This is a genomic window from Eubacterium sp. 3_1_31, assembly GCF_964249515.1.
GTDB classification, from domain to species: domain Bacteria; phylum Bacillota_I; class Bacilli_A; order Erysipelotrichales; family Erysipelotrichaceae; genus Longicatena; species Longicatena caecimuris.
Map to the genome: position 1 here is coordinate 1 of NZ_CAXUBY010000037.1, position 22,218 is coordinate 22,218.

The window sequence follows — 22,218 nt, forward strand, 5'->3', positions numbered from 1 at the left end:
AGCTGCTCGAACTGTTCTTTGCGCTCTGCCCGGTAGATGGGATATACCATGCCGGTGGGCAGAAGCTGTACGGTGTCATCCCTCAGCTCGGTGATCTGATAGGCGTCATCCTCGATATACACGGTATCGCCCACGGCATAAACCGGGGCGGCAGGGTCATAGGAGGTTCTTTGTGGAATGGGGCTGCGAACGGCATCATATTCCTCATCGGAAATGGAAACTTCGGAAGTCTGCTCTGTCTCGGCAGCTGCGATCTGATCTGCATCCGACATCATCTGCTGGATAAACGGGTCATTGTCCAGTTTTTCCGGGTCTGCCACCTGTCCGTTGACGATCCCTCTTTCTTCCAAGGCTTCCCGGATGGCGATGGGGTCGATGTTGTCAAAACGGTTCTGTTCTTCTTCGGTATAGAACCGTTCCTCCTGAATGAGCTGGGCAAGCCTGCGCTGTACCTTCGGCCAGGGCAGCTGCGTTTCCTCCGGGCTGCCGGCACGGACAACGAACAGGCTGTTGCTGTTACTGCCGCCGTATTCCTGAGCCAGCCATGCGGCGGTATCTTTTTCTCTTGCATGGTCTTTCATATAGCGGACAACAGCGTGTTTACTCTCGATATTGCCGTTCCATGAGCAAAGGGCAGTATCAATATCTTCCTGAGAAAGAGGGCGCAGAAGCTCATGGAGCTTTGGATAGGTCTCGTCGATCACTTCCCGGTGTAAACGCTGACGGAACTCCGGCACATCCGAATAGAGTCGGATCAGCTCCATATCCTTAGAACCAAGAACCGCACGGCGCACAGCGGCATTGCCCTCGATGACAGCATTTTCATGGTCGCTGTGACCGCAGGCGTTGCGGTATGCGGCATCCTCGGAAATAGCGGCAGTCACCACAGGCTTATACTGCTCAAACTGCTCCCCAAGGGTAGGCTTTAGCGTTTCTTCCTCCATCTCCGGCTGCTGGGCTTGAATGGCATCTTCTTCGACCAGTTCCTTTTCAGCCTGGATTTTGTCATACTGAGCCTGTTCCTGTTCTGTAAGATAGCGGTCTTTCTGGACGAGAGATGTAATGCGTTTGGCAACCTTTTCCCAGTTCAAGTGAACATCCGGGCAGTCCTGCTTTTTATAGTGCAGTCCTTTCCCATCGTGATCTTCGCCGCTGTGTGTTGCACCGGACAAGGCATGAGAGCGTCCGCTAATGCCATACTCGTCTTTGAGGAATCTCACTTTCTCCTTATCCGTATGGTTTGCCATGAAGAACGCATAGATACGGCCTTTTCCTCCGGCGAAACTGCTGCCGCCGGTCATAGCGGCGTCGATCTCATCCTCGGTAATGAAGTGCTGAACGGTTGGCACTTGGGAAAGGTCTGAAGAAAAGGTCCTGCGTGGCAGGTCAAGGTCCTTCAGGTTCTCCCAGATCTCCCTTGGTCTGTGATAGTGAAAACGCAACAGATCACGGTCCTGCTGATAGGCAGTCCAGAAGGCGGCGTATTCTTCCTTGAGTGTCTGGCGGAAAGCCGGGTCACTCAGCTGCTCCGTCAGGCGGCGAGTCTCCTCCGGGAAACCATTGCCTTTGATCTCTGACAGGCAGGACAAATATCCGGCTTTTCTGGCGTCCTCACTGAGATCGTGATACAGATGCCAGAGCTTTTCCGAGAGGAGGGAGCGTTCATAGCCTGCCGCTTCTGTAAGCTCCACATTGGAGGCAAACTGGCCGCTCTCCAAAAGCTCCCCGATACGCTCTGCGGCGCTCTCCCAGGAAATGACCTGGGCAGACCTGTCATAACGGACAGACTTCCCATGGGAAAGATGGATACCATCCTCGGCATACCATGCGCTCACACTGCCAAGGCCATTGCCGCCGTGGTACAGCGTTTTCAGTATCTTGGCAATCTCAGCGGTGGTTTTCTGCTTTTCAAAGGCTGCAACCACACGCTCCCTTTGACGGTCTGTATTGCCGCCCAAACGCAGCACATGGTCGATGTCATTTTGGGCAAAAGAAAAAGCAGAGGATGTATGCGCTACATTCTCTGCTTCATCTATGGATTGGATCTGTTCCGCTTCGGAGAGGAACAGGTTTAGGGTCAGCTGTTGATAAGCTCCGCCATCAGAATCTCCTCGGCCTGGGCTTTGCAGGTGTTCATCAGCCCCACCCACTTCATGGGATCGCTGGCTTTCAGTTCCTCGGTGGCTCCCGCTTCCTTCGCCAGTTGGGGTATCATCTGCTCCAGTCTGCTCTGGGCGGTCTCGTCGATCTCCAGAAGGTGCGGGTACAGCTTCTCGCTCAGTAGCATCTGGTTGTAGAGGATGGGACGGTGTTCCTTCAGATAGGTTTTCCTCATCCTGCCGTACTTGCCCAGGGATTTCTCCGGCTGCTGGCTCAGCTTCAGGTCGGGAATCAGATAGTCTCCGTTCTGGATATAGGTCATGGGATTGTTCATCTTGTTTGCTCCTTTCTTGGTTGGCTTCGCGCTCTGCATTTCGGACGGTGACGCCGATCTGCCGTAGCACCTGCTGGTTGATCTGGCTGACCGCTGTTCCCAGCGCCCCGATGGTGGACGGGGTGTTGAAATCAAAGATCGCCATGAAATCTTCGTGGTCGAAGTAGCGTTCCGGCTCCAGTCCACAGCGGGACATCAAAGCGTAAGTGATGCTGACGGTGGCGGCTGCCTTAAACTGCACTCCGATGTTATACTCATCATATTCCTCCAAAAAGGAACCGTCAACGATATAGAAGAAGTCCTGCTGATGCTCCGTCCAGTATTCCTCGGCCAGTTTTCCGGCTACCTCGGTGAGTTGTCCGGCAAGGTCATCACCGGAAACATCGTAGGTGCGCTCCAGCATGGCCTGCACGGAATCCAGATGACGCTCCTCCAGCTGCCACAGCCAAGGAGTGCGGGAATGTTCACGGGTTCCGGTGTCGGAAATGTCAAAGACATAGCGCAGGCGTGGTCTGTCCCAGGAATCGTCCACCAGAGCGATTCCCTTGGAACCGCGCCTTACATATCGGCCCATCTTTTCATTCCACAAATCGTACTCTGCACAGGCGGTGGCGTCCGGTCGCTGGGCGTAGATCATCAGCTGCTCATGGAACGGGTATTTGTAAAGGCGGGAAGCAGTGGTGAGAAACCCTGCCCATTCCTGCCAGCTCCCCGTGAGCTGTGTTGCCACCTTGTCCGCCATCTGCGCATACAGTTCAGCTTTGGTTGGCATGGTGTTCTGTCCTCCTTTCGGTTTTTGGATAAAAGAAAAGCAGGAAACCTAAATGATTTCCTGCTGGGTAAAACTGTGAATATTAAATTGGGGTTAGGTTATTTGTTATGCAAACTGTATTTTTTATAGATTTACAATCATAATATACTCCTCATCATTTTCGTCAACAACAGTAAATCCCACTTTCTCATACATTTTCACTGCATAATTACTTTTCTGAACGGACAGGGATATTTTTGAATATCCAGCCAATCTTTCTACTTGTAATAGTTGTTTCAATAATGAAGTTCCAATGCCTAATCCTCTATATCGAGGGCAGACAGACATAGCAAGAGATGGTGTATCATTATCAATGTGTCCATAATCATTCATAATTCTTACCCAAATAGCTCCTACTATATCTCCTTGAATTTCTGCAACTAAGGCTTTATCGTGTTTTCGATTCCCAAACTCAATGATATATTCTTGTAATTCTGGAAAGTCTATGACTGATCTAGGTGGTGCTTCAACACCTTCCGGAATATAAATCGCTTCGTATAAAAAATCGCTTAACAATCTGTATTCTTGGCTTTTCATTTCTCGTATCATATATTGCATAACTTCTCTCACCACCTCATCTTGGTTCAATAAATTTACTGGTCAACATCTGGATACAACCCCAGTTTAGGAGTAAGGTTTTGAGTGTTTAGTTGTTTAATATCTCTGCAATCGTGTTTGGTGCATATTTATTGAGTTCATGTCCTGCATTTGGAACGATGTGCAAAGTAGCTTGGGGTAGCAATTCTTTTAGCCTTTTAGAAGCCTTTAGATTGGCAGTATCCTTTTTGCCACACAAAATTGTCACTGGACAACAAATATTATTTAATTGCGCAGTAAAATCCAATGATCGCATAGAGTGAGCCAATTTTATGGTGCTGCTTTTTGATAGTCCCATACTTTCAAAAGCCTTGTTTGGCATACAACGGAAGATAAGATTTTGAAAATCTATCAGTAAGCTTGGAACTTTATATTGTGCGCCAATCAAAACCAGCGAAGCCACTTTTTCTTCATGCTGAATAGCAAAATCAATCGCAAGAAGCGCACCTAACGAAAGACCACAGATACGAAGCGGCTCTTTTTCTTCAGAATACCGCTGTTCTAAATCGCCTAAAATCTGCGAATATGATATTTCATCTTCTGTTGAAGAAAAAAGTTCTGGGCAATCGACATCGGAATTTGATAGTTGTTGGACTACTTCTTTCCAATCCTGTGCAGTTTGTCCCAACCCATGTAAAAGAACCGTTTTCATTAAACACCTCCTAAGTTCAAGATATTCATCAACGCACACAAGTTGCTCTTGAAAACCTGTCATTGTGTTTAGAATTTTCAACAATCCATTCGTCCAAAAACTTCATCTGTTCTTCTGTATGAAACCAGTGTTCTCCATTTCTCATGACAGAAAGTGTTGAATGGGTTCTTTGGGCAAATTCAAATATCGTTCCATAAGCGGTAAGATTATCTTTTTCACCATACAAAATGTGCGTTGGGATTTTCCATATAATAGGATTTTCTCTTACATAGCAAAGATAATCCCATGAAAGGGTCTCTCCAAAGGTTGTCTGAATTTCTTTTTTCTCTTTGAGTTCATCTTCTGTAACATTTGCCCAAATCATCATATCAGCAATAAGCCTTTCCATATCTACAATGGGCGAAATAAAATATGCTTTCTCTATTTGCTGATTTGATAAGGCATTGATAGCAAAATACGCTCCAATGCTATTGGCGATTATTTCAACAGTCTTGTAGTTTCTATAAATCGAATTAAAAAGTAATGGAAATTCTTCTTTTGCTTCCCATGGAAACTGTGCAGTATAGTCAAGACCAATTACATCACAATCACTAAAGAGCGACTTGTAATGGAGAGCTTCTTCAGCATCTCCTCCTTTTCCATGTATATAAATAACTGCTTTATCCACGATAGTAATCCTCCATAATTTCTATGTTTATCCATCATTCATTATAATTTCCTCAACCTTAAAAGTATAGTGGGCTTTTGTAAAAAACAAAAGAAACCGCCTTTCCATCGGACAGTTTCTCTCACTATGTCATCCTGACACGATAAATTTACTGGTCAAAATCCGGGTACAGCTCCAGCTGAGAGAAGTCCTCATCGGTCATCGCACAGAGCTTCGTAAGGGCACTGTCGGTCAGCTCCCTCAGTTCCGTTTCCTCCGGCGAAAGCTCGCCGTGCATTTCACGCAGGCTGTCGATCAGCCCGGTGCGGCTGCCGGTATTGTAAATGCACATCAGGTTCATTTCCTCAAAAGTAAAGTTTCCCATATCAAATCTCCCTTTCCGCACTCTTTTTGGGTGCTGTCTTTTTGTGTTCTGCTTTGGGCTGGTTTTTCAGCTGTTCCACAACGGATTTTTTCTTTTCCCATTCCTCCCGATGGGTGGCGGCTGCCAGAGCCATCAGGGAAATGGGCTGACCGCTTCGGGCCTGCTGTTCCAGCTCTGCCACCGTAGGCTCTTTTGCGCCATTGTTGATGATGCCGTCGATCATGCCGTAATCGTCCTCTACGGCCATCTCTGCATTTTTCAGCGGATTTTCCGGCAGGAATCCGGGGATCTGGGTAAAACCAACGCTGTCGCAGTAATGACAGGATACCTTACCGTCCTGTTTGATCGCAACGATGTCGCTGACGCTCATGGAGGGACTGTGAAAGTCTACGGGTTTTTCCAGATTGAATTGCTGATAGAGTTTTTCCAGCTGCTCCGGCACAGTGCCAGACTCACTCAGCGGAGCGGTGTAGATGAGGTCATAATTGCTGCGGTCTACGGAAACATCATGGGACTCTAACCAGTCCAGATTCATAAAGCGCACATTCTGCGGATCGTCACGGCTCACCTGGTAGATGGCAAAGCAGTTTCTGTTCTGGGAGAGAAATGCCTGTTCTCGTTCCTGCTGATGTTCCTGACGCTCCATGACCTTTTCGTGGAACTGAGGGCTTTTCTCCCATTCCTCACGATCCACGCCGAAAAGACCGCCATGCTCCATGATCTCCTGCGGGTCAAACACCATGCTCTCCGTATTGTCCTCATGCAGCACATAGACAGTCAAACCGACGGCATCCAGTTCCAGCGCCCGTTCTCTGGTAACAGGGAGCATCCCGTCATAAGAGTAACCGTATTTCTGCATATCCGGTGTGGAGACCTGCTCATCCGGCGTTGGGTATTCATCCAGCGCCTGCTCCTGTGCCTCCGGCAGCTGGGAAGAAGCAGTCATCTGACTGGCCTCTGCCTGCATCTGCTGGTAGGCAGCTTCCTGCAAGGTCTCAATCATGGACAACGGTGCGTATTTTACCGAGTCTCTGCCCAAATCGTTGTCATCACAAATCTGGAGAACTGCCTTCATGCGGGAAATCTCCGGCATATCCAGCTGACCACCATCCAACTCTTTCATGGATGCGGCATCGTAAAGGGTATAGTCCCAGCCGCTGTCACAGGACTGGATATGAAGATAGGTGGCATTGTCGATCAGAAACAAAGCCTCCTGCTGATTGGCGTCCGCCCCCAGCACTTCCATTTCCGGCATTGCCGCAGCCAGTTCCTTTACCGCTTTTTGCACCAGAGGATTATCACGGTAATAGTCGATTGCCTGGATGGTGTCCAGGTCAATGGTCTGGCCGGTCAAAATCGGAAAAGGTCCTTCATAGTCGCTTCCGTCTTTCAGCTCAAAACCAATGCCCTTGATCCCGTTCATTCGCTCTGCCGGAATCTCCTGATAAATGCGGACAGCTTCCTCCAAAGACAGGTTATCGTGGTATTCTCCGAGGTTTGGAAACTCCATGCACTCTGCTACATAGTAGGTTAGATTGCCGGTCGGCTGCTCTATCGGGGCGGTTTCCGGCTCTGCTTTTGTATTGGGGTCAATTCCACGCTCTTTGCAGATTTCCTTATAGTGGCGCTCAATGTCACAGATCAAAGTGCCGGAGGTCTTATTGATGGTCTCCAAACTGGCTCTCAGCTCTTTCAGTTCCTTGCCCTGACTCCAGCTTGCAATATAGCCGAAGCTGTTTTCTCCGGTCTCAATGCCAAAATATTTGCAGACCGCATAGGAGATGCTTTCAGCCTCCACTTCCTCCGTGTGGCGGTCTTTCCTCTGTTCTTGCAAAAACTGGGTGAGGGTAGAAAAGCCGCCAACAAAATTCAGCCCTTCTTCCTCGGTCAGGATCAGGCGTCCATCTTCCGCCAGCTCCAGCGGCTCTGTCAGCAGAACGGAACCTGCATGGTTTACAACCACTTGTTCTTCTACACAGACCGGCTCTCCGGGGTCGTAGTCAGAACCGCGCAGGTCATAGCAATAAACGCCCTCCGGCAGATTATCACGGACAATCCGCCCATTGGAGAACAGACCGGGTTTATCAAACAGCTCGATCTCCTGATATTGCTCGTCATTGGCAATCTGAATCTTTTTCTGATTGTGGAGCTTGCTGTGGGCAATCTCGTGTACTGTGGCCGAAACCGTCTGCACCTCACTCATGCCCTGACGAATGGCAATTTTCTGATGATCGGCAGAAAAATAGCCGTCCGTATCGGCGGCCATTGCTTCAAAAGTAATCGGCACCGGTGCGCTGCGGCGCAGGGCCTCCATGAATGCCTCATAATTTGGCACATTGCCGGAAAGAGAGGAAGCAAGCTCCGGCAAAGGTTTCCCGTCGGTCTGGCTTACATCAAAGACCTTGACCGGGCGAAACATGGGGATTTCGATTTCTTTTTCCTCTGTGACGATCTTTCCGTCTTTATCCAGAATCGGAGCCTTGGTATCCGGGTCCAGCTTCTGTTCCTCGATTTTCTTCTTATACGGTGTGGGGGCGATGATGGTAATGCCATGCTCGCCCTTTTTTACATGACGCTCAAACTGGTCTTTCCACTTATTGTATCCGGCTACCAAAGTGGCGTCCGGCTTCTGCATATAGATGAGCATGGTGTTGTTTACCGAATAGCGGTGGAAGCGGGACATAACGGACAGATAGCTCATATACTTTTCACTCTCAAACAGTTCTTTGATGCCCTGCTCGATGCCATCTGTGATTTCCCTTAGCCGCTCTCGGTTGGTGGGTTTGTTCTCAGCCATGATTTTCAATCTCCTTTCCAAGTGTGTGATTTCTGCTATGTGTTCTGCAATCCATGCCCTTTGTTCTTCTTCACTTTCATACAGAAAAAGGTCCAGCAGGTACTCTACATAGGCTTTTTTCTGGATTGCTTCCACAAAACGGGGGTGCGGTTCTTCCTCCAGTGTCCGGGGAGAATTGTCGGCCTCCCATTTTTTCAGCAGATAGTAGTAATCGGACAGTACGCGATAACACCGCTGCCGGTCCTCCCGAAACTTTTGTGCCTCGGTTTTCTGCCGGACATATCTCCTGCGGGGAGGGGCCTGACTGTCATAGATCAGGCCAAAGTCCTGTGCCAGTTTCTCCGCCGCTTCTTTTGGGGAGAGGTCAAAGAGCTTTGCGGTAAAGTCGATCACATCCCCATCTTCACCGCAGCCAAAGCAGTGGAACCGCTGGTCTACCTTCATGCTGGGGTTCTTATCATCGTGAAAGGGACAGCAGGCCATGCCATTTCGTTTGACCTCGATCCCATAAAACGCTGCCGCATCTCTGGTGCTGACCGACTGCTTGACTGCTTCAAATACATTCTCTGTCATGTGCCTTTAACTGCCGGACTTTCGCATAGGAGGCTGGTATCCGGCGGCTTTCGCACGCTCACTGGCGGCTTTGCGGCGTTCTGCGCTATATGGCTCCCGGACTGATACACACCGCTTTGGGACGGTAAAGTTATGGGCGTCCTTTCGGGTGATCTGGTCGGGGTGCTTTTTTGCCAGCAGTTCCAGCTTCTCCATCAGACGGGGATCGTGGGTGTAGACCTCAGCCATTGGTTCTGCCTGGTTATAAAGGAGAATGGTTTCCCGTTCCACTAAAGATAGCTTCATCGGCTGCCTCCTTTCCGCTGATCAAATTCCAGCTTAAAGTTGGCGTACTGTCCATCGTCCTCCAAAACCACAGCGGCATCGTAGGTCTTGCCAGTTTTCTCAGAATATAGGCCCGTTACACGGACACGGCCATCTTTCAGCAGTGCAGACACCACAGCCTTGGTCGGCTGTTTTTTCTTGGCAGCCCACCATTTGTTATTTTTCCAGATTGCAAATTTGCAAGAATCATTCTGACAGAAGAAGCCTTTTTGCAGTTCTGCAACTTCACCGCCGCAGCGAGGGCATTTGCCTACCACATCACGGGGCGGGGAGAACAGGTACTCGGTTCCCTTGATGACCTGATAAGTTCCCACCAGATCTTTCAGCATGGTGCTGATCCCGTCCAGAAACTCCTCCGGGGCAAGCTGCCCGCGCTCGATCTCTCCCAGGCGGTACTCCCACTCGGCAGTCAGAAGCGGCGATTGCAGCTGTTCCGGCAAGACTGTTATCAGGGAGACTGCATCGTGGGAAGGGAGAAGCTGCACCGTTTTCCTGTTCTTTTTTCGTTCCAGAAAACCGGCACGGGTGGCCGGTGTCCCCAGACCTTTTCGCTCGGCGTCCTCCGGCATATCTTCTTTTCCGGCAGTCTCCATTGCGGACAACAAGGTATCCTCCGTAAAGTGCTGGGGTGGACTGCTTTTGCCTTCTTTGACGATTGCAGCAGCAACCGCAAGGGTCTGTCCTTCAGTCAGCTCCGGCAGGGCTTTCTCTGCACCATCTTTTTTCGGCTCTGCATCTTTCATTTTGGCACGGTAAGCGTCCTCCAGAGCTTTCCATCCGGGGTGCTTCACTGTTTTTCCTTTGGCGGTAAACTCCCCACCGGCACACGCTGCAATCACAACAGTTTCCGAATAGATATGGGGCTGGGCTACGGCGCACAGCAGACGCAGGGCCACCAGCTCCAGCACCGCTTTTTCTCCCGCAGGAAGGGCAGAAAGGTCTGCATCCTTGAGATTTCTGGTAGGGATTACTGCGTGGTGGTCAGTTACTTTCTTATCGTTGATGACCACATGGGGGTCACAGGTAATGGCGATCCCTTTGCGAAACGGCATAGCATTGGCAACCAGATTGACCAGCACCGGCAGGCTGTCTGCCATATCACCGGTCAGATAGCGGCTGTCAGTACGGGGATAGGTGCAGAGCTTCTTTTCATACAGGCTTTGCAGATAGTCCAGGGTCTGCTGGGCTGTAAATCCAAGCAGGCGGTTGGCATCTCTTTGCAGAGTAGTCAGGTCATAGAGGGCAGGCGGCTTTTCGGACTTTTCCTTGCACTCCACCTTTTTGATTGTGGCAGCTGCACCCTGACAGGCTTCTTTCAGCTGCTCGGCAGCAGCCTTATCCGCCATGCGCTCCCCGGATACGGTAAGACCGGGCAGCTCCAGCGCCACGGTATAAAAGGGAACTGGCTTAAAGGTGTCGATCTCAGCTTCTCGCTGGACAATGAGCGCCAGGGTTGGGGACATCACGCGCCCGATGTTGAGGGTGCGGTGGTACAGCACGGAAAACAGCCTTGTGGCATTGATCCCCACCAGCCAGTCGGCCTTAGCGCGGCAAAGAGCAGCATCCCGAAGCCCGTCATAGTCCGCACCGGGGCGCAGGTTTGCAAAGCCTTCCCTTATGGCGGAGTCCTCCATCGAAGAAATCCAGAGGCGTTTCATGGGCTTTTGGCAGCCTGCCAGCTCGTAGACGCTGCGGAAGATCAGCTCGCCCTCGCGTCCGGCATCGCAGGCATTTACTACCTCCGTCACATCCGGGGCGTTCATCAGCTTTTTGAGAATATCAAACTGCTTTTTCTTATCCTTTCCCACCACCATCTGCCAATGCTCCGGCAGAATAGGCAGGTCATCATATCGCCACTTGGCGTACTTGGGGTCATAGCTGTCTGCGTCCGCAAGACCGGCCAGATGGCCCACACACCAGCTGACACGCCAGCCGTTGCCCTCCAGATACCCGTCCTTACGGGCAGTTGCACCGATCACCGCCGCCAAACTCTGGGCAACTGATGGTTTTTCAGCAATCACCAGCTTCATATTCTTCAACCTCCCATTCTTCCCGCACAGGCGTGTGCAGTTTTTTCTCAATGCTGTTTTCCTCATCCAGAAGCAGGTTATAACCAAACCGGTAGTCATAGCGGTACAGTTTCCCCAGCAGGTCATTGATGATGATGCGGCAAGCCAAAATGACACGAGTTTTATCCACCTGCATCAGCTGGTAGCGTTGATAATTGCTGTAATATTCTTCATGGCGGTGGGTATTGCGGACAGCATCTTCAAGCAAACTTTCTACTGCATCCTGACAACCATCCTCTTTTTCACCCTCCATACAGTTCAGAAGTTCCATTACCATAGGAAAGCTCTGTTCATCCATAGGAGCTTCTGCTGCAAGAAAACCGATCAGGGCAGATAAGAGCAGACGGGCTGCTGCCTGTTCCTGGTCCGTCAAAACAGCCATCGTTTTCTCCGCATTTGGCAAAATCTTATCTTCCACAAAATCTGCCGCGTCACCGGAATAAAGCTGACGGACAGAATCTATGGATAATGAAACCATCACGGCATCCTGAGAAAAGTCAAAGGAATCTTCCTGTTTTGCTTTTCTCCGAAGTTTGTTTAACATGGTAGAAAGAATGTCGCCGCCAAAATACACGGCGATCACCAGCAGGTCAAAAACAGCAATCAGCTTGATAAATATAATCAGAACACTCATTTTTTTCGTTTCCTTTCTTTGAGCCATCGTTCCATCTCACGGTGGCAGACACCTACGCAGGGGCTTCCATAATTTCCGCAGCCATAACAGGGGTGGCTTTGGGGCAAAGAGGGAGGACGGGAAGTTTCCTTCCCGCCCTCCGGCCTGCGTGTCATCATGCGTTCATAGGGACTGTCTGTGAAACGGGTCATTTCACGCTGTCCTCGTCATCTTCTTCTGTGCTGCCCCTGTCAGCGTCAGACTCGTCCGACTCCTCATCCTCGGTTTCCCATTCCTCGGAATCTTCCTCGCCATAATCATAATCATCCAGACTGTCATTGCCCTTGGTCTTAGCCTTGTTCTTAACGAGTTTCAAATAGGCAAATACGCCACCGCCGCCCAGCAGAGCCAGCAGAAGGATCAGGGCAGCCGGGTTCAGTCCGGCAGGCTTCTCTTTTTCCGGCTCCGATGTTTCTGCCGGAGGTTCCGGTGCTTTTCCCGTACATTTACTCTTATCAGTTACACAGACCGGACAGGCCGTATTGACTGCCCCTGCTTCACATTTCTTCGTGCAACTGCACACCGCAGGCAGCTCCTCTTTGGGTTTTCCATCCTCCATCAGCGCCATCAGGTCCGCTTCATCCACCTGGTTCAGAAAGTGAACAGCAGTCTTTTTATCCTCATTGGCCCTGTCGATCAGGATATAAAAATAGTTGCCTGCCTTGGTTGTAACGGTAATGAGCTGCTTGTTGCCACCAAAATCATCCACCAGAGCGGCGTTACCCTCCGGGGTCAGCGGAGGTGCTTTTTCGGGTTCTTCCACCACCACATTGCTGTCATTGGTGGTATCCTCTGCCGGGGGCGGCGCTGCGCCCTGGGCAAAAGCGGGAATGGTAAAGCCCGATGCCAGAACCAGCGTCAGGCAAAGGGCAGAAAGTGTTCGGAGCAATCGTTTATTCCTCATAGCTGTTTTCCTCCTGTTCGTTGTTGTCATCCACCATACTGCCGGGAACTGTGCCGCCGGACAGCATGGCGCTCAGCTGGGCAGGGGTCATACGCAAAGCGCGCACCATCTGGACGATCTCCAGATTTTCCGCCTCGGTTTTCTGTGCCTCCAGCACCTTGAGCTTTTCCTGATACTCTGCGATCTTCTCGCGGACCTTGGTAATCTCCTGGTCAATACTCCACATTCCCGGCTTCCACTTCTTTCATCATTGCTAAAAATCCGGGACGGTCAAAGCAAGTACCACTAATGCCATCGTCCGTGAAATGGACAATGTTTGTAAAGCCCTGCCGTGCGGCGAACTCCTCCAACATTGCCTTTTGATTGGATATGGAATTGCTCTCACGCTGTTGGTCATCATCTTTGCCAAAGTCATCACGGCTCAGTCGTTCGTACAGAGCTGTGATTTTCTCATTTTTTCTCATAACTTGCGCTCCTTTCTTCGGTTTTAGGTTGTGTGTTCTAAGAGACTTCCCAACCGCTTGATTAAGAAGTCTTTTAGAGCATACAACACCGGCGGCCAGCTTATATTTCTTATACTGGCGCACCGCAAAGTGATTTGGCTTCTCGGCTTCCAGTGCATCAAACATCAGGTCTACGGGGTTTTTGAACTCCTCGTCATCCTCACGGACTTCCATGGCGTTGATGAACTCAATGAGGGTAGAGAAGTTCTGCTCCTCCACCGGAGCCTCATAATGGATATAGCCAATAAGCGCGCAGTACAACAAGGTTTCTGCTTTTACCCAGAAATCGTCTCCGGCCTTGCCTTCGCCTTTGGTATTGGCGATCAGCGTTGTTACCAGCTTCAAGATGTCCTTTTCGCTATGGATATAGGCGAAAGGGTTATAGTGCATGGACTTCTTGAAGTTGATTGTATTTAGGACCTTGATTCGGTACGGCTCATAAATGACCTTGCCGTGCTTATCCTTCATGGGCTTTCCGTCCTTCCCCAGCTTGGGCGCACCCCTTTGGAGCATTTTTCCGCACTCCACCAGAATTGTTCCCTTCGGGTCCGTCACAACATAGGAGCTGTGCATCTGCATCAGGTTGGGTTTCAGCCAGAATCGGGTCTTACCGGAACCGGAGCCGCCAATCACCATTACATTTTTGTTTCTGGCAGTCTTGGGGTCCTTGGGGCGGCTGTTCATGGTCAGGCTCTCCGTTTTCGTCAGAATCACATTGTTCTGAAATACAGGATCAACGTAAGGTGCAATATCCTCACGGGTTCCCCAGCGGGCCGAACCATATTCCAAACCATGTCGATATTTCTTGGCGTTCTTGCTTTTAAGATACACCGCCAGCCTCAGACTGCCTCCACAACACAGTCCTACCAACAAGTCCAATGGATGCAGGCTTGGCCAGAAACTTTGCAGCGCCCCAGGCAGAACCGCAATCAGCGAAAGAAACTTTTCTGAAGCATCCGCCCCTTGTGCCATTCGCCATGCCTCTCCAAAATTGGTAGCAAACAGCCCCAGCAGGATATACGGCATATTCAGCAAAATGAGCTTTTTGATGTCCAATGTCTTTTTCATCGTTCCAGCTCCTTTCGCTTGGTGCGATCCACCACAGCATTTTTAACCATCTCTTTGAACTGGTTAAGTTTTGCCAGTACGGACGGGCGCTCTGTTTTCGTCGCCTCTTTGACCTTTTTGTTGGTGTACTCTGTAAAAGCTGCTGTCAGAGCATCTGCATCACGGCCTTTGAAAAAAATCAGGTACTTTGGCGGAGAACTGCTGCGGTCCTTTTTCACCGCATAATCCACACCATATTTCCGGGCGATCTTCTCAAATTCCTTGATGGAAGGGTCTGTGATCTCGATATTGGAGATCCCCTGATTCTGACCAATGAGCTGCTTGACGGTCTGTTTGCCGTGGGGTGTCACAGGAGCGTCACGGCTTCTTTGCTTTTGCAGCTTCTTTTCCTTGCAGTGGGCCATGTACTTGCTGATGGCGGCTTTGAGCAGCCTGCCGGTGAACTTTGTTCCACTGACAACCAGCGTTAAAGTCCTGTTTTCCACTTCTTCCTGCATTTTCATCGCCTCCTTTCCACAAAATGTGCAGGGGTGGTGCATTTATTTCTAAGGCGGAACCACCAGCCTCCGGAGAAAATATTTCTTCATCGCTCCATCCCGCGGCTCTTTTTCTTTACCGGCTTCTTATCCGGCAGATTCCACTCTTTCCGAAACTCAGCCACACCTTTGGGGTCAAATGCCTTCAACTTCTCCAGATCAAAGGCAACGGCAGAATATTTTCCATAACCGGACTGCACCTGGTAGGGAAGCACCTTCCCCAATTTGTTCTCTTTGATGAATCGCAGCAGGTCCTTGCTGATGTCACCGGAAATAAACGCCTCTCCGGGGTCCAGGGAATACCCCGGAAGGTTCACCGTCATATCTGCAAACGGTTCCTCCCCATCTTCTGTATGGGTAATCATGCCGATATAAAGCCGCTGATTATTCGCATACATCCCAAGTTGCAGCGATATGGTTTCTTCCCCATATTCCCACTTAAAGGGTACTTTCTTTTCCTCATTCATATCGGATTCCTCCTATCGTATCTGTTCTTTGTGGTCATAAAACAAATCTCCATTTCTGACCTTTGCATGGCTGAGAATCTTGATCTGCCCCTTTGCCTGACTGTCCAGAGCTTTTTCATAGCCTATCTCTGACAAAAACAGGCGGGTGCGTTCTCCTTTCCAGCCCACCGGGGAATCATGCGTCAGCACATCAAAAATAATCATGTGCCGGGTGTTCTCCGCAAACCGCTGGAGATCCATGTAGTCATGGCCGTGATAGTTCTGCGCCCCGGCTTTCTGGCGCATTTCCTCCATCAGCTGACCGATTGTTTTGCCTTCCTGCATAAAACCCACTTTCTTTCCGTTCTTATGAGACCAGCAAGATCATCTCCCGCAGCTGGGCAAAGTAGAGCTTTCCCTGGGGCGTGACCAGCGTGTAGGAACCGGTATGACCGTGGTTGCAGTAGTCTTTAACGCAAAACAGTCCTGCATTTTTCACATTGGCATAAGGCAGCACATTGCCGGATGCCGTGCGGTACACAAACCGCCGTTCTATCAGAAACCGGACAAACCGGCGCTCTGGGACATCCAACTCTTTGGCGGTAGTCCTGAGATTGGTGCTGTGCTTTAAGTCGATGAACAGGTCATAGAAAGCGGCTTTGCCCTCCAGCTGTGCATTTTCCTTACGCAGAGAAATATTCGCTTCACGCTCAGCCAGCAAGTCTGAGCAGAGCTTCATCAGAGCTTCCGGGGAAGTGGCAACCTCCCACAGCTTCTCTTTCGTGAGATAGGCCCCGTGCTTGCGAATGGTAGGCAGGACCTCATCGAACACCCACCGTTCAAACCGTTCTGCCGATGGCAATTTGCTGTGAACGATTAGGCGGTACAAATCGCCTTCTGGGATAAAAGTCATACTGATTTTGCGGTCGGGGCTTTGTGGGTGAGGTGCGTCGCGTTTCACGACATACCTACAATGGCGGATAATTGCATCGCGGGGATTACTGTACCCCAGCGCAGCAGCCACATCCGTTCCGCTGAACAAGTATTTGCCGTTTTCCTCAATGACACGGATACTGCCAAACTCCGGGTTTTTGAAAATTTCCATCTGGTTCATGTCGTGCCTCCTTTGGCATGATAAAAGGCGGCCTTTACCAGCCGCCTGCGTGCATATCGTGATTGACCAGTGAAGTGTAGTGGTTATTCATGGTGGTAGGCGCATTGAACAGCACCGCAAGCAGGTACTGCTTCATGTTGCGTACCTGGGTGGTATTCTTTTGCAGACAGTCCATGACAAACTCGATGTGGGAGCTGTCCAGTTTCAAAAAACGGGAACGCACGATCTCGTGAGGGAAGTCTGCCCCAGAGATCCGGGTGGTCTTTCGTTTGGCACAGACCGTTTCGACCAACAGCTCTACGATCTCATTCAGGTCATCCAGGTAGAGAGGATAACGCTGTTTCATGCAGTCATACTCGATATTCTCCAAAATCAACTCCCGATAATTTTCTATCTCTGTGACAGACATCGCATCCCTTCCTTTCCGTTCCGGCGGTCTTTCCGCCGCTGTTTCCCGGAAGGGAATGGAATCGGTACTTGATCCATAAGTAATTGATTTTTCTGTATTTGATTTCTCTATATTTAATTCTGCGGGCTTTTCCGTATCCGGTTTTACCATATCCGGGTTTTCCGTATCTGGTGAAGCCGTATCCGGCTGGGACATATCTGGCTGGGGCTGTTCATAGATGACATACTCGGTATCTGTGATCCGCCCACTTTTATCGCGTCTCTGATGGCGCACGATATATCCGGCTCCTTCCAGTTCACGCAGGGCAGCACCGATGGCATCCACGCCCTCCTTACAGATCTTTGCAAGGCCACGGGTGGTGTAGTTCCAGTCCTCTGGCAAAGACAGCATCATGGAAAGCAGCCCCTTGGCTTTTAACGACAGGTTTGCATTTCGTAAATGATGATTGCTCATCACGGTATAATCACGGGTCCGTTCAATGCGAAAAACGGCCATCGACCTCACTCCTTCCGAATTTTGGGTACAAAAAAACCGCAATCCTCATTTCAAAGAATTGCGGTGTTCAGCGCTTTTCAAATTTTCTTGCATAGAACCAAAACAGTGGCTTTTGGGGACGCACCTCTGTAAATGGCTCCTCCTGGGCGAAAGGAAGTGTTTGCATCACGCGGTCAATATCTGTTGAATCCATGTCATGCTGAGATCTGCAATCTTCCCGGATTGCTTCTTGAATTTCCTTTACCGTACACATAGTCATTCCTTTCCTTTCGTTGTATGGGTTTATGAGCGGCGGCGTTTTCCCGGTTTGAAATCGAGGATATGTCCCTCAATCACACGAGCGTAACGCTTGATCTTGATCTCCCGGCGCTGCTGGCTTTGCAGGGCGGTCTGATACCCGTCCTCAGTCAAAAACAACCGCATTTCATCTCCGGGGCTTCCGTAAGCAGTGCTGGGACGCAGGACGGAAAACTCAATCATCCAGCGCGTGTTATCCCAAAACCTCTCTACGGCGAGAATGTTGTGTCCTTTCAGCTCACGGGCTGAAATATCCCTCATAGGCGGCTCCTTTCATCGTTCCTGGTCTCTCTGACGCTTTTTCTGCCATGCCTCCAGCAGCTTGATGATGGTTTCCTGCATCCGCTGGGGCGTGTAGCTTTTGGGGAAATACTTCCGCAAAGTGTCAGAGGTAAATGTCACTCGGTCCAGATCACTTTTCTTTTCCTCACCCATGATGACACGCATCATATCGAGGGTCAGATGCCCCTCTTGGCTGTATTTCTTGAGCCGCTGGGCTTGGGAAAGAGAAGGGGTAGCCTGTTCACTGTCCATCGCGTCCAGCAGGTCTACCTGTTCCTCCTTTTTGAGAAAGGACAACTCATAGGCAGGGTTCAGGGCAATCTTCTTTTCATCCACCATATCCATCAATTCAGGAATCAGCTCTGTCAGACGGATAAATCTCTTAATCTGTGATTTGCTATCTGGACTGTTCTCCGCGATTTTTTCTGCCGCAGTCAACTTCGGCCCAACTTGGGCCGAAGTTAAATCCGTCCTGGCTCCTTGGTGCTTAATGGCATCCAGCTTCATTTTATAAGCAAATGCTCTTTCACTGGGGAGCAGGCTTTCTCGTTGTAAATTGCTGTCAACCATAATGATTGTAGCGGCATCATCATCCAAATCCCGAACAATGACCGGCATGGTCTCCTTTTCTGCCAGTTCACTGGCTCTGTGCCGCCTGTGTCCGGCTACCAGCTCATAACCGCCCTCCGGGTCCGGTCGGGCAATGGCCGGAACCAGAACGCCATACTGCTTGATACTGTCAGCGGTCTCCATCATGGCTTCGTCATCCTTGACTTTGAATGGGTGGTTCTTGAACGGATGCAGTTCAGACAACGGAATTTCCTGAATCTTTTCCAGCTTTGCATCCTGGCGGCCTTCTTCGGTGGAGAACAGATCATCTACCGATGCCAGCTCTATTTTTTTCGCGCTGCTTTTCAAGTTTCAACACCTCCTTCGTCAGATTTCGATACCCCTCTGCCACCTTGCCGCCAGGGTCATGGGCAAAAATGCTTTTTCCCTCGGCGCTGATTTCCTTTGCCCGGACAGAATGGGGAATCTCTGTGCCGAATACTTTGATCTTGCTGCCATAGGTCTCACGCAGGAGCGCGGAGATCTCTTTGGCAAAGTTGGTTCGGCTGTCCACCATCGTCAGCAGGATACCGTCTATCTGGAGCTTGGGGTTGATCTGCCGCTTTACCTTGTTTACCGTGGAGAGCAGCTGTTCCAACCCTTTGGCGGGCAGATACTCCGCCTGAACGGGAATGATGATCCTGTTCGCAGCGGCCAGCGCATTGACCGTGAGCATCCCCAGGGAGGGCTGACAGTCGATGAGAATATGGGAGTATTGCCCCTTCAACGTGTCCAGATATTGCCGCAAGATAGTCTCACGGCTCATGGCATTTACCAGGGATACCTCCATACCGGATAACTGGATGTCCGCAGGCATCAGGTCAATGCCTTCCGCATGATGCAGAATACCTTCTCCAGTGCGTATAGGCTGATCCATCAGAATTTTGCCCATTGCATCGGACAATGTAAATGGCAACTTGTCCGGTTGCGGATTTCCCAGGCTGATTGTCAGGCTCCCTTGTGGGTCCCCGTCGATCAGAAGGACTTTCTTTCCGGCCTGCGCCAGCCCGATTCCCAAGTTGGCACAGGTCGTTGTCTTGCCAACGCCGCCTTTCTGGTTGGCAATGGCGATGATTTGCGTGTTCATTGACTTCACCTCATTTCTAATTATTGCTGTTGCTTCTGGAAATAGAAAAAGCCGCCACTTCAAAATTAACAGTGAAGTGACGGCTCTTTCTATCGCCGGAATACGAGTTCCTGAAATGAAAAAAGCACCCAGCATTTATACTGTGTGCTACATCAAATTCATATTCAATTATTCAAATTAGCTCAAACTATGCCAAACTGCCACAGCCAAAAAACGAGGGAAAGGAGGGCTGAAAAGCACCCCAAAAATCGGCTCTCGGTTAACCACTTTGGGAACCACTTCCCCCTCTTTTCGCCCTCTTTTTGGCCAGTTAACCACTTGCGGACCACTAAAAATTGGATGAAATCGGCTCTCGTTTTGCCAAATTTGGTCAAACCATATCAGCCCGTTTAGATATAGCAAAAGCCCGGAAAACCTTGATTTTCCGGGCTTTTTGAACCATTTTGATATAGTCTGAGCAGTCGATTATCGCTTGCTGAACTGCGGAGCACGACGAGCTGCTTTGAGACCGTACTTCTTACGTTCCTTAGCACGAGGGTCACGAGTAACAAATCCAGCTGCTTTCAATGCAGGACGATAATCAGCACTTGCTTCCATTAAAGCACGAGTGATACCATGACGCATAGCGCCAGCCTGACCTGTGTATCCTCCACCCTGAACGTTGATCTTGATATCAAACTGTTCTAAAGTTTCTGTTAATTCTAATGGTGAACGAACAACCATACGCAAAGTTTCTAATGGTAAATATTCTTCCAATGTTTTTCCATTGACAACAATATTACCTTTACCCGGAGTCATAAAGACACGAGCAACAGAAGTTTTACGGCGTCCTGTACCATTGTAAGTTACTGTATTTTTCTTAGCTGCCATTTCTTATTCCTCCTATCCTTTGATTTTCAACTCAACTGGCTGCTGAGCTGTGTGTGGGTGTTCTGCTCCAGTATAAACGAACAGATGTCTACGCATTCTGTCACCTAACTTCGTATGAGGCAACATACCATAAACAGATCTTTCAACCCATTCAACAGTATAGTTTTCCTTCATGTTACGTGCAGTACGTGTACGCAATCCTCCAGCGTAACCAGAGTGGTTGTAGTATTTCTTAGTGTCCAGTTTGTTTCCTGTCATTTCGATCTTATCCGCATTGATAATGATAACGAAATCTCCGCAGTCAACGTTTGGTGTGTAAGTAGGTTTATGTTTTCCTCTTAACACAGATGCTACTTCTGTAGATAAACGACCTAAAGTCAATCCTGTTCCGTCAACAACGTACCATGTACGTTTAACGTCTGCAGGTTTAGTAAATGTTGTTTGGCGCATATTTTTACTTCCTTTCCTATGTAGTTTCCGGGGCTACAAAGGCATAAGTGCCTATTTAATAGTTTATTATCAATCCCTCAAGAAGTCAATAAAAATCTTTTGAAATTCATAAAAAATAAACACTTTATCCTTTAAACTTTCCAAATTCTATCGTATCAGTTATATTTAACCCTAAATCCCGCAATCTTTTTATACCTTCAACACGATATGTATCCGTTTTTAAAGCCGATGGTTCATGAGCATCTACACCAATAATGGCTGTATTGCCAATCTCGGCAGCGATTCGCCAGAAATCCTTATGCGGATACTGCTCCGTCTTCATAATTGCATTATACTCAGCACCTGCCAAATTATACTCCAATGGGATTCCTAATTCCTTAGCCGCTATACATAAACGATACGATTCTTCTACCGCTTTATGATCAAACACCCGTTTTCCTCGCATGAATAAATCTGGATGTGCTAAATAAGCATACAGGCCTGTTTTCATACCGGCTATTGCCTCATCCACATAAAGTTTTAAATAGGTGTCATCCTCACAAGCAGTTCCAAAATAAATACGTTTTTCATCCGTCTTATAATAATGATTTCCAAATATAATATAATCCATATCATAATTCACTAGCAGTGTCTTCAACCATCCCATATATTCAGGGAAATATTCACATTCCAGACCAATGCGAATTGCTATCTGATTCTTATATTTCACTTGCAGTTTTTTAATGCTGTTATAATAATCATCAAACTGACTTGCACGCATTCGCATATGTGCCACATAGTCACTCTTATATTGCCAAGGTGAATGATCAGAAAAACCAATTTCTTCATATCCACCTTCGATAGCTGCAAGCACATAATCTTCATCACTGCCGGAAGCATGCATACAACGTTTCGTATGCATATGATAGTTTGTTTTACGCATATAACCTCCTCCTTTCATCTTTATAAATTTCCATGGTAACTATACCATATTCAAGTAAAAAATGGTATGCGAAAAGCCTTCTTTTCCTAACAATAATCTGCTATTTCTTTCCATGATTTTTTATGGTACGCATCAGCTTCTCTGTTTTCTTTCACCTCTTTTAATAATGATACCTTTATTATCATCCATACTAGTTTACTTATACGCCATAGATGCTCTCAAAAAATAAAAAGAACAAAATGGGGGATATCCTTATAACACTGGC

Annotated in this window: 25 protein-coding genes and 2 pseudogenes; 1 reads left to right on the forward strand and 26 read right to left on the reverse strand. The window is 48.9% G+C overall.

Features of this window, described 5'->3' with window-relative positions; translation table 11 throughout:
• Both ACESSZ_RS12615 and ACESSZ_RS12620 read right to left on the reverse strand, forming a co-directional pair.
• Window positions 1-2,150, reverse strand: a pseudogene (locus ACESSZ_RS12615) (SNF2-related protein); the annotation flags it as partial.
• Window positions 2,078-2,434, reverse strand: a complete 357-nt coding sequence (locus tag ACESSZ_RS12620; protein WP_040917406.1) for a TnpV protein — start codon at window positions 2,432-2,434, stop codon at window positions 2,078-2,080. The gene ACESSZ_RS12620 and the pseudogene ACESSZ_RS12615, both read right to left, overlap by 73 nt.
• A 154-nt stretch (window positions 2,435-2,588) precedes the next feature.
• On the opposite strand from ACESSZ_RS12620, the gene ACESSZ_RS12625 reads away from it, so the two are divergent.
• On the forward strand, window positions 2,589-3,335 hold the full coding sequence (locus tag ACESSZ_RS12625; RefSeq protein ID WP_499842828.1) for a hypothetical protein: 747 nt from the start codon (window positions 2,589-2,591) through the stop codon (window positions 3,333-3,335).
• Here the strand turns inward: ACESSZ_RS12625 and ACESSZ_RS12630 are convergent.
• The 24 genes and pseudogenes from ACESSZ_RS12630 to ACESSZ_RS12745 form a co-directional block, all read right to left on the reverse strand.
• Window positions 3,330-3,803 carry a GNAT family N-acetyltransferase gene (locus ACESSZ_RS12630; protein ID WP_084759067.1) on the reverse strand — a complete coding sequence of 158 codons (474 nt, stop codon included), beginning with the start codon at window positions 3,801-3,803 and terminating at the stop codon, window positions 3,330-3,332. The genes ACESSZ_RS12625 and ACESSZ_RS12630 overlap by 6 nt on opposite strands.
• A gap of 88 nt (window positions 3,804-3,891) precedes the next feature.
• The gene (locus tag ACESSZ_RS12635; protein WP_306776463.1) at window positions 3,892-4,494 is read right to left on the reverse strand and encodes an alpha/beta fold hydrolase; all 603 of its coding nucleotides are present in this window, start codon (window positions 4,492-4,494) and stop codon (window positions 3,892-3,894) included.
• Window positions 4,495-4,522: 28 nt separating this feature from the next.
• On the reverse strand, window positions 4,523-5,161 hold the full coding sequence (locus ACESSZ_RS12640; protein WP_007045781.1) for an alpha/beta fold hydrolase: 639 nt from the start codon (window positions 5,159-5,161) through the stop codon (window positions 4,523-4,525).
• 148 nt (window positions 5,162-5,309) lie between these two features.
• A complete protein-coding gene (locus ACESSZ_RS12645) occupies window positions 5,310-5,525 on the reverse strand; it encodes a transposon-transfer assisting family protein (protein WP_007045780.1) in 216 nt (71 codons plus the stop codon).
• Between the two features lies 1 nt (window position 5,526).
• A complete protein-coding gene (locus ACESSZ_RS12650) occupies window positions 5,527-8,895 on the reverse strand; it encodes a YodL domain-containing protein (RefSeq protein ID WP_378960755.1) in 3,369 nt (1,122 codons plus the stop codon).
• A 6-nt stretch (window positions 8,896-8,901) separates the two neighbouring features.
• Window positions 8,902-9,180 carry a hypothetical protein gene (locus tag ACESSZ_RS12655; protein WP_055224644.1) on the reverse strand — a complete coding sequence of 93 codons (279 nt, stop codon included), beginning with the start codon at window positions 9,178-9,180 and terminating at the stop codon, window positions 8,902-8,904.
• Window positions 9,177-11,249, reverse strand: a complete 2,073-nt coding sequence (locus ACESSZ_RS12660) for a type IA DNA topoisomerase (RefSeq protein WP_499842829.1) — start codon at window positions 11,247-11,249, stop codon at window positions 9,177-9,179. The genes ACESSZ_RS12655 and ACESSZ_RS12660 overlap by 4 nt, the downstream gene beginning before the upstream one ends.
• A complete protein-coding gene (locus ACESSZ_RS12665; protein ID WP_024739085.1) occupies window positions 11,230-11,922 on the reverse strand; it encodes a hypothetical protein in 693 nt (230 codons plus the stop codon). The genes ACESSZ_RS12660 and ACESSZ_RS12665 overlap by 20 nt, the downstream gene beginning before the upstream one ends.
• Window positions 11,919-12,113, reverse strand: coding sequence for a hypothetical protein (locus ACESSZ_RS12670; RefSeq protein WP_002571001.1), 195 nt, complete (start codon window positions 12,111-12,113; stop codon window positions 11,919-11,921). The genes ACESSZ_RS12665 and ACESSZ_RS12670 overlap by 4 nt, the downstream gene beginning before the upstream one ends.
• A complete protein-coding gene (locus ACESSZ_RS12675) occupies window positions 12,110-12,865 on the reverse strand; it encodes a DUF4366 domain-containing protein (protein ID WP_123158125.1) in 756 nt (251 codons plus the stop codon). Before ACESSZ_RS12675 ends, ACESSZ_RS12670 begins: the two co-directional genes overlap by 4 nt.
• Complete coding sequence (locus tag ACESSZ_RS12680) at window positions 12,855-13,091, reverse strand: DUF4315 family protein (RefSeq protein WP_499842830.1); 237 nt, start codon at window positions 13,089-13,091, stop codon at window positions 12,855-12,857. Before ACESSZ_RS12680 ends, ACESSZ_RS12675 begins: the two co-directional genes overlap by 11 nt.
• Window positions 13,081-14,436 (reverse strand): annotated as a pseudogene (locus ACESSZ_RS12685) (type IV secretory system conjugative DNA transfer family protein); the annotation flags it as partial. The gene ACESSZ_RS12680 and the pseudogene ACESSZ_RS12685, both read right to left, overlap by 11 nt.
• Window positions 14,433-14,933 carry a PcfB family protein gene (locus tag ACESSZ_RS12690; RefSeq protein ID WP_499842831.1) on the reverse strand — a complete coding sequence of 167 codons (501 nt, stop codon included), beginning with the start codon at window positions 14,931-14,933 and terminating at the stop codon, window positions 14,433-14,435. The gene ACESSZ_RS12690 and the pseudogene ACESSZ_RS12685, both read right to left, overlap by 4 nt.
• Before the next feature lie 86 nt (window positions 14,934-15,019).
• Window positions 15,020-15,439 (reverse strand): DUF4313 domain-containing protein, encoded by a 420-nt coding sequence (locus ACESSZ_RS12695; RefSeq protein ID WP_117541288.1) that lies wholly within the window; start codon window positions 15,437-15,439, stop codon window positions 15,020-15,022.
• A gap of 12 nt (window positions 15,440-15,451) precedes the next feature.
• On the reverse strand, window positions 15,452-15,763 hold the full coding sequence (locus ACESSZ_RS12700; RefSeq protein WP_007045765.1) for a DUF5720 family protein: 312 nt from the start codon (window positions 15,761-15,763) through the stop codon (window positions 15,452-15,454).
• A 22-nt stretch (window positions 15,764-15,785) separates the two neighbouring features.
• The gene (locus tag ACESSZ_RS12705) at window positions 15,786-16,532 is read right to left on the reverse strand and encodes a BRO family protein (protein WP_007045764.1); all 747 of its coding nucleotides are present in this window, start codon (window positions 16,530-16,532) and stop codon (window positions 15,786-15,788) included.
• A 34-nt stretch (window positions 16,533-16,566) separates the two neighbouring features.
• Entirely contained in the window at window positions 16,567-17,436 is an 870-nt protein-coding gene (locus tag ACESSZ_RS12710) for a DUF6017 domain-containing protein (RefSeq protein WP_007045763.1), read from the reverse strand.
• A 67-nt stretch (window positions 17,437-17,503) separates the two neighbouring features.
• A complete protein-coding gene (locus ACESSZ_RS12715) occupies window positions 17,504-17,689 on the reverse strand; it encodes a hypothetical protein (protein ID WP_040917401.1) in 186 nt (61 codons plus the stop codon).
• A 29-nt stretch (window positions 17,690-17,718) separates the two neighbouring features.
• Entirely contained in the window at window positions 17,719-17,994 is a 276-nt protein-coding gene (locus ACESSZ_RS12720; RefSeq protein ID WP_007045761.1) for a DUF5720 family protein, read from the reverse strand.
• Window positions 17,995-18,006: 12 nt separating this feature from the next.
• Window positions 18,007-18,933, reverse strand: a complete 927-nt coding sequence (locus ACESSZ_RS12725; RefSeq protein WP_062807364.1) for a ParB/RepB/Spo0J family partition protein — start codon at window positions 18,931-18,933, stop codon at window positions 18,007-18,009.
• Window positions 18,890-19,711 carry a ParA family protein gene (locus tag ACESSZ_RS12730; RefSeq protein ID WP_123158614.1) on the reverse strand — a complete coding sequence of 274 codons (822 nt, stop codon included), beginning with the start codon at window positions 19,709-19,711 and terminating at the stop codon, window positions 18,890-18,892. The genes ACESSZ_RS12725 and ACESSZ_RS12730 overlap by 44 nt, the downstream gene beginning before the upstream one ends.
• A 465-nt stretch (window positions 19,712-20,176) precedes the next feature.
• Window positions 20,177-20,581, reverse strand: a complete 405-nt coding sequence (gene rpsI / locus ACESSZ_RS12735) for a 30S ribosomal protein S9 (RefSeq protein WP_008690048.1) — start codon at window positions 20,579-20,581, stop codon at window positions 20,177-20,179.
• A gap of 12 nt (window positions 20,582-20,593) precedes the next feature.
• The gene (gene rplM, locus ACESSZ_RS12740; RefSeq protein ID WP_008690049.1) at window positions 20,594-21,031 is read right to left on the reverse strand and encodes a 50S ribosomal protein L13; all 438 of its coding nucleotides are present in this window, start codon (window positions 21,029-21,031) and stop codon (window positions 20,594-20,596) included.
• A gap of 124 nt (window positions 21,032-21,155) precedes the next feature.
• A complete protein-coding gene (locus ACESSZ_RS12745) occupies window positions 21,156-21,953 on the reverse strand; it encodes a histidinol-phosphatase (protein ID WP_008690050.1) in 798 nt (265 codons plus the stop codon).
• Window positions 21,954-22,218: the final 265 nt, after the last annotated feature.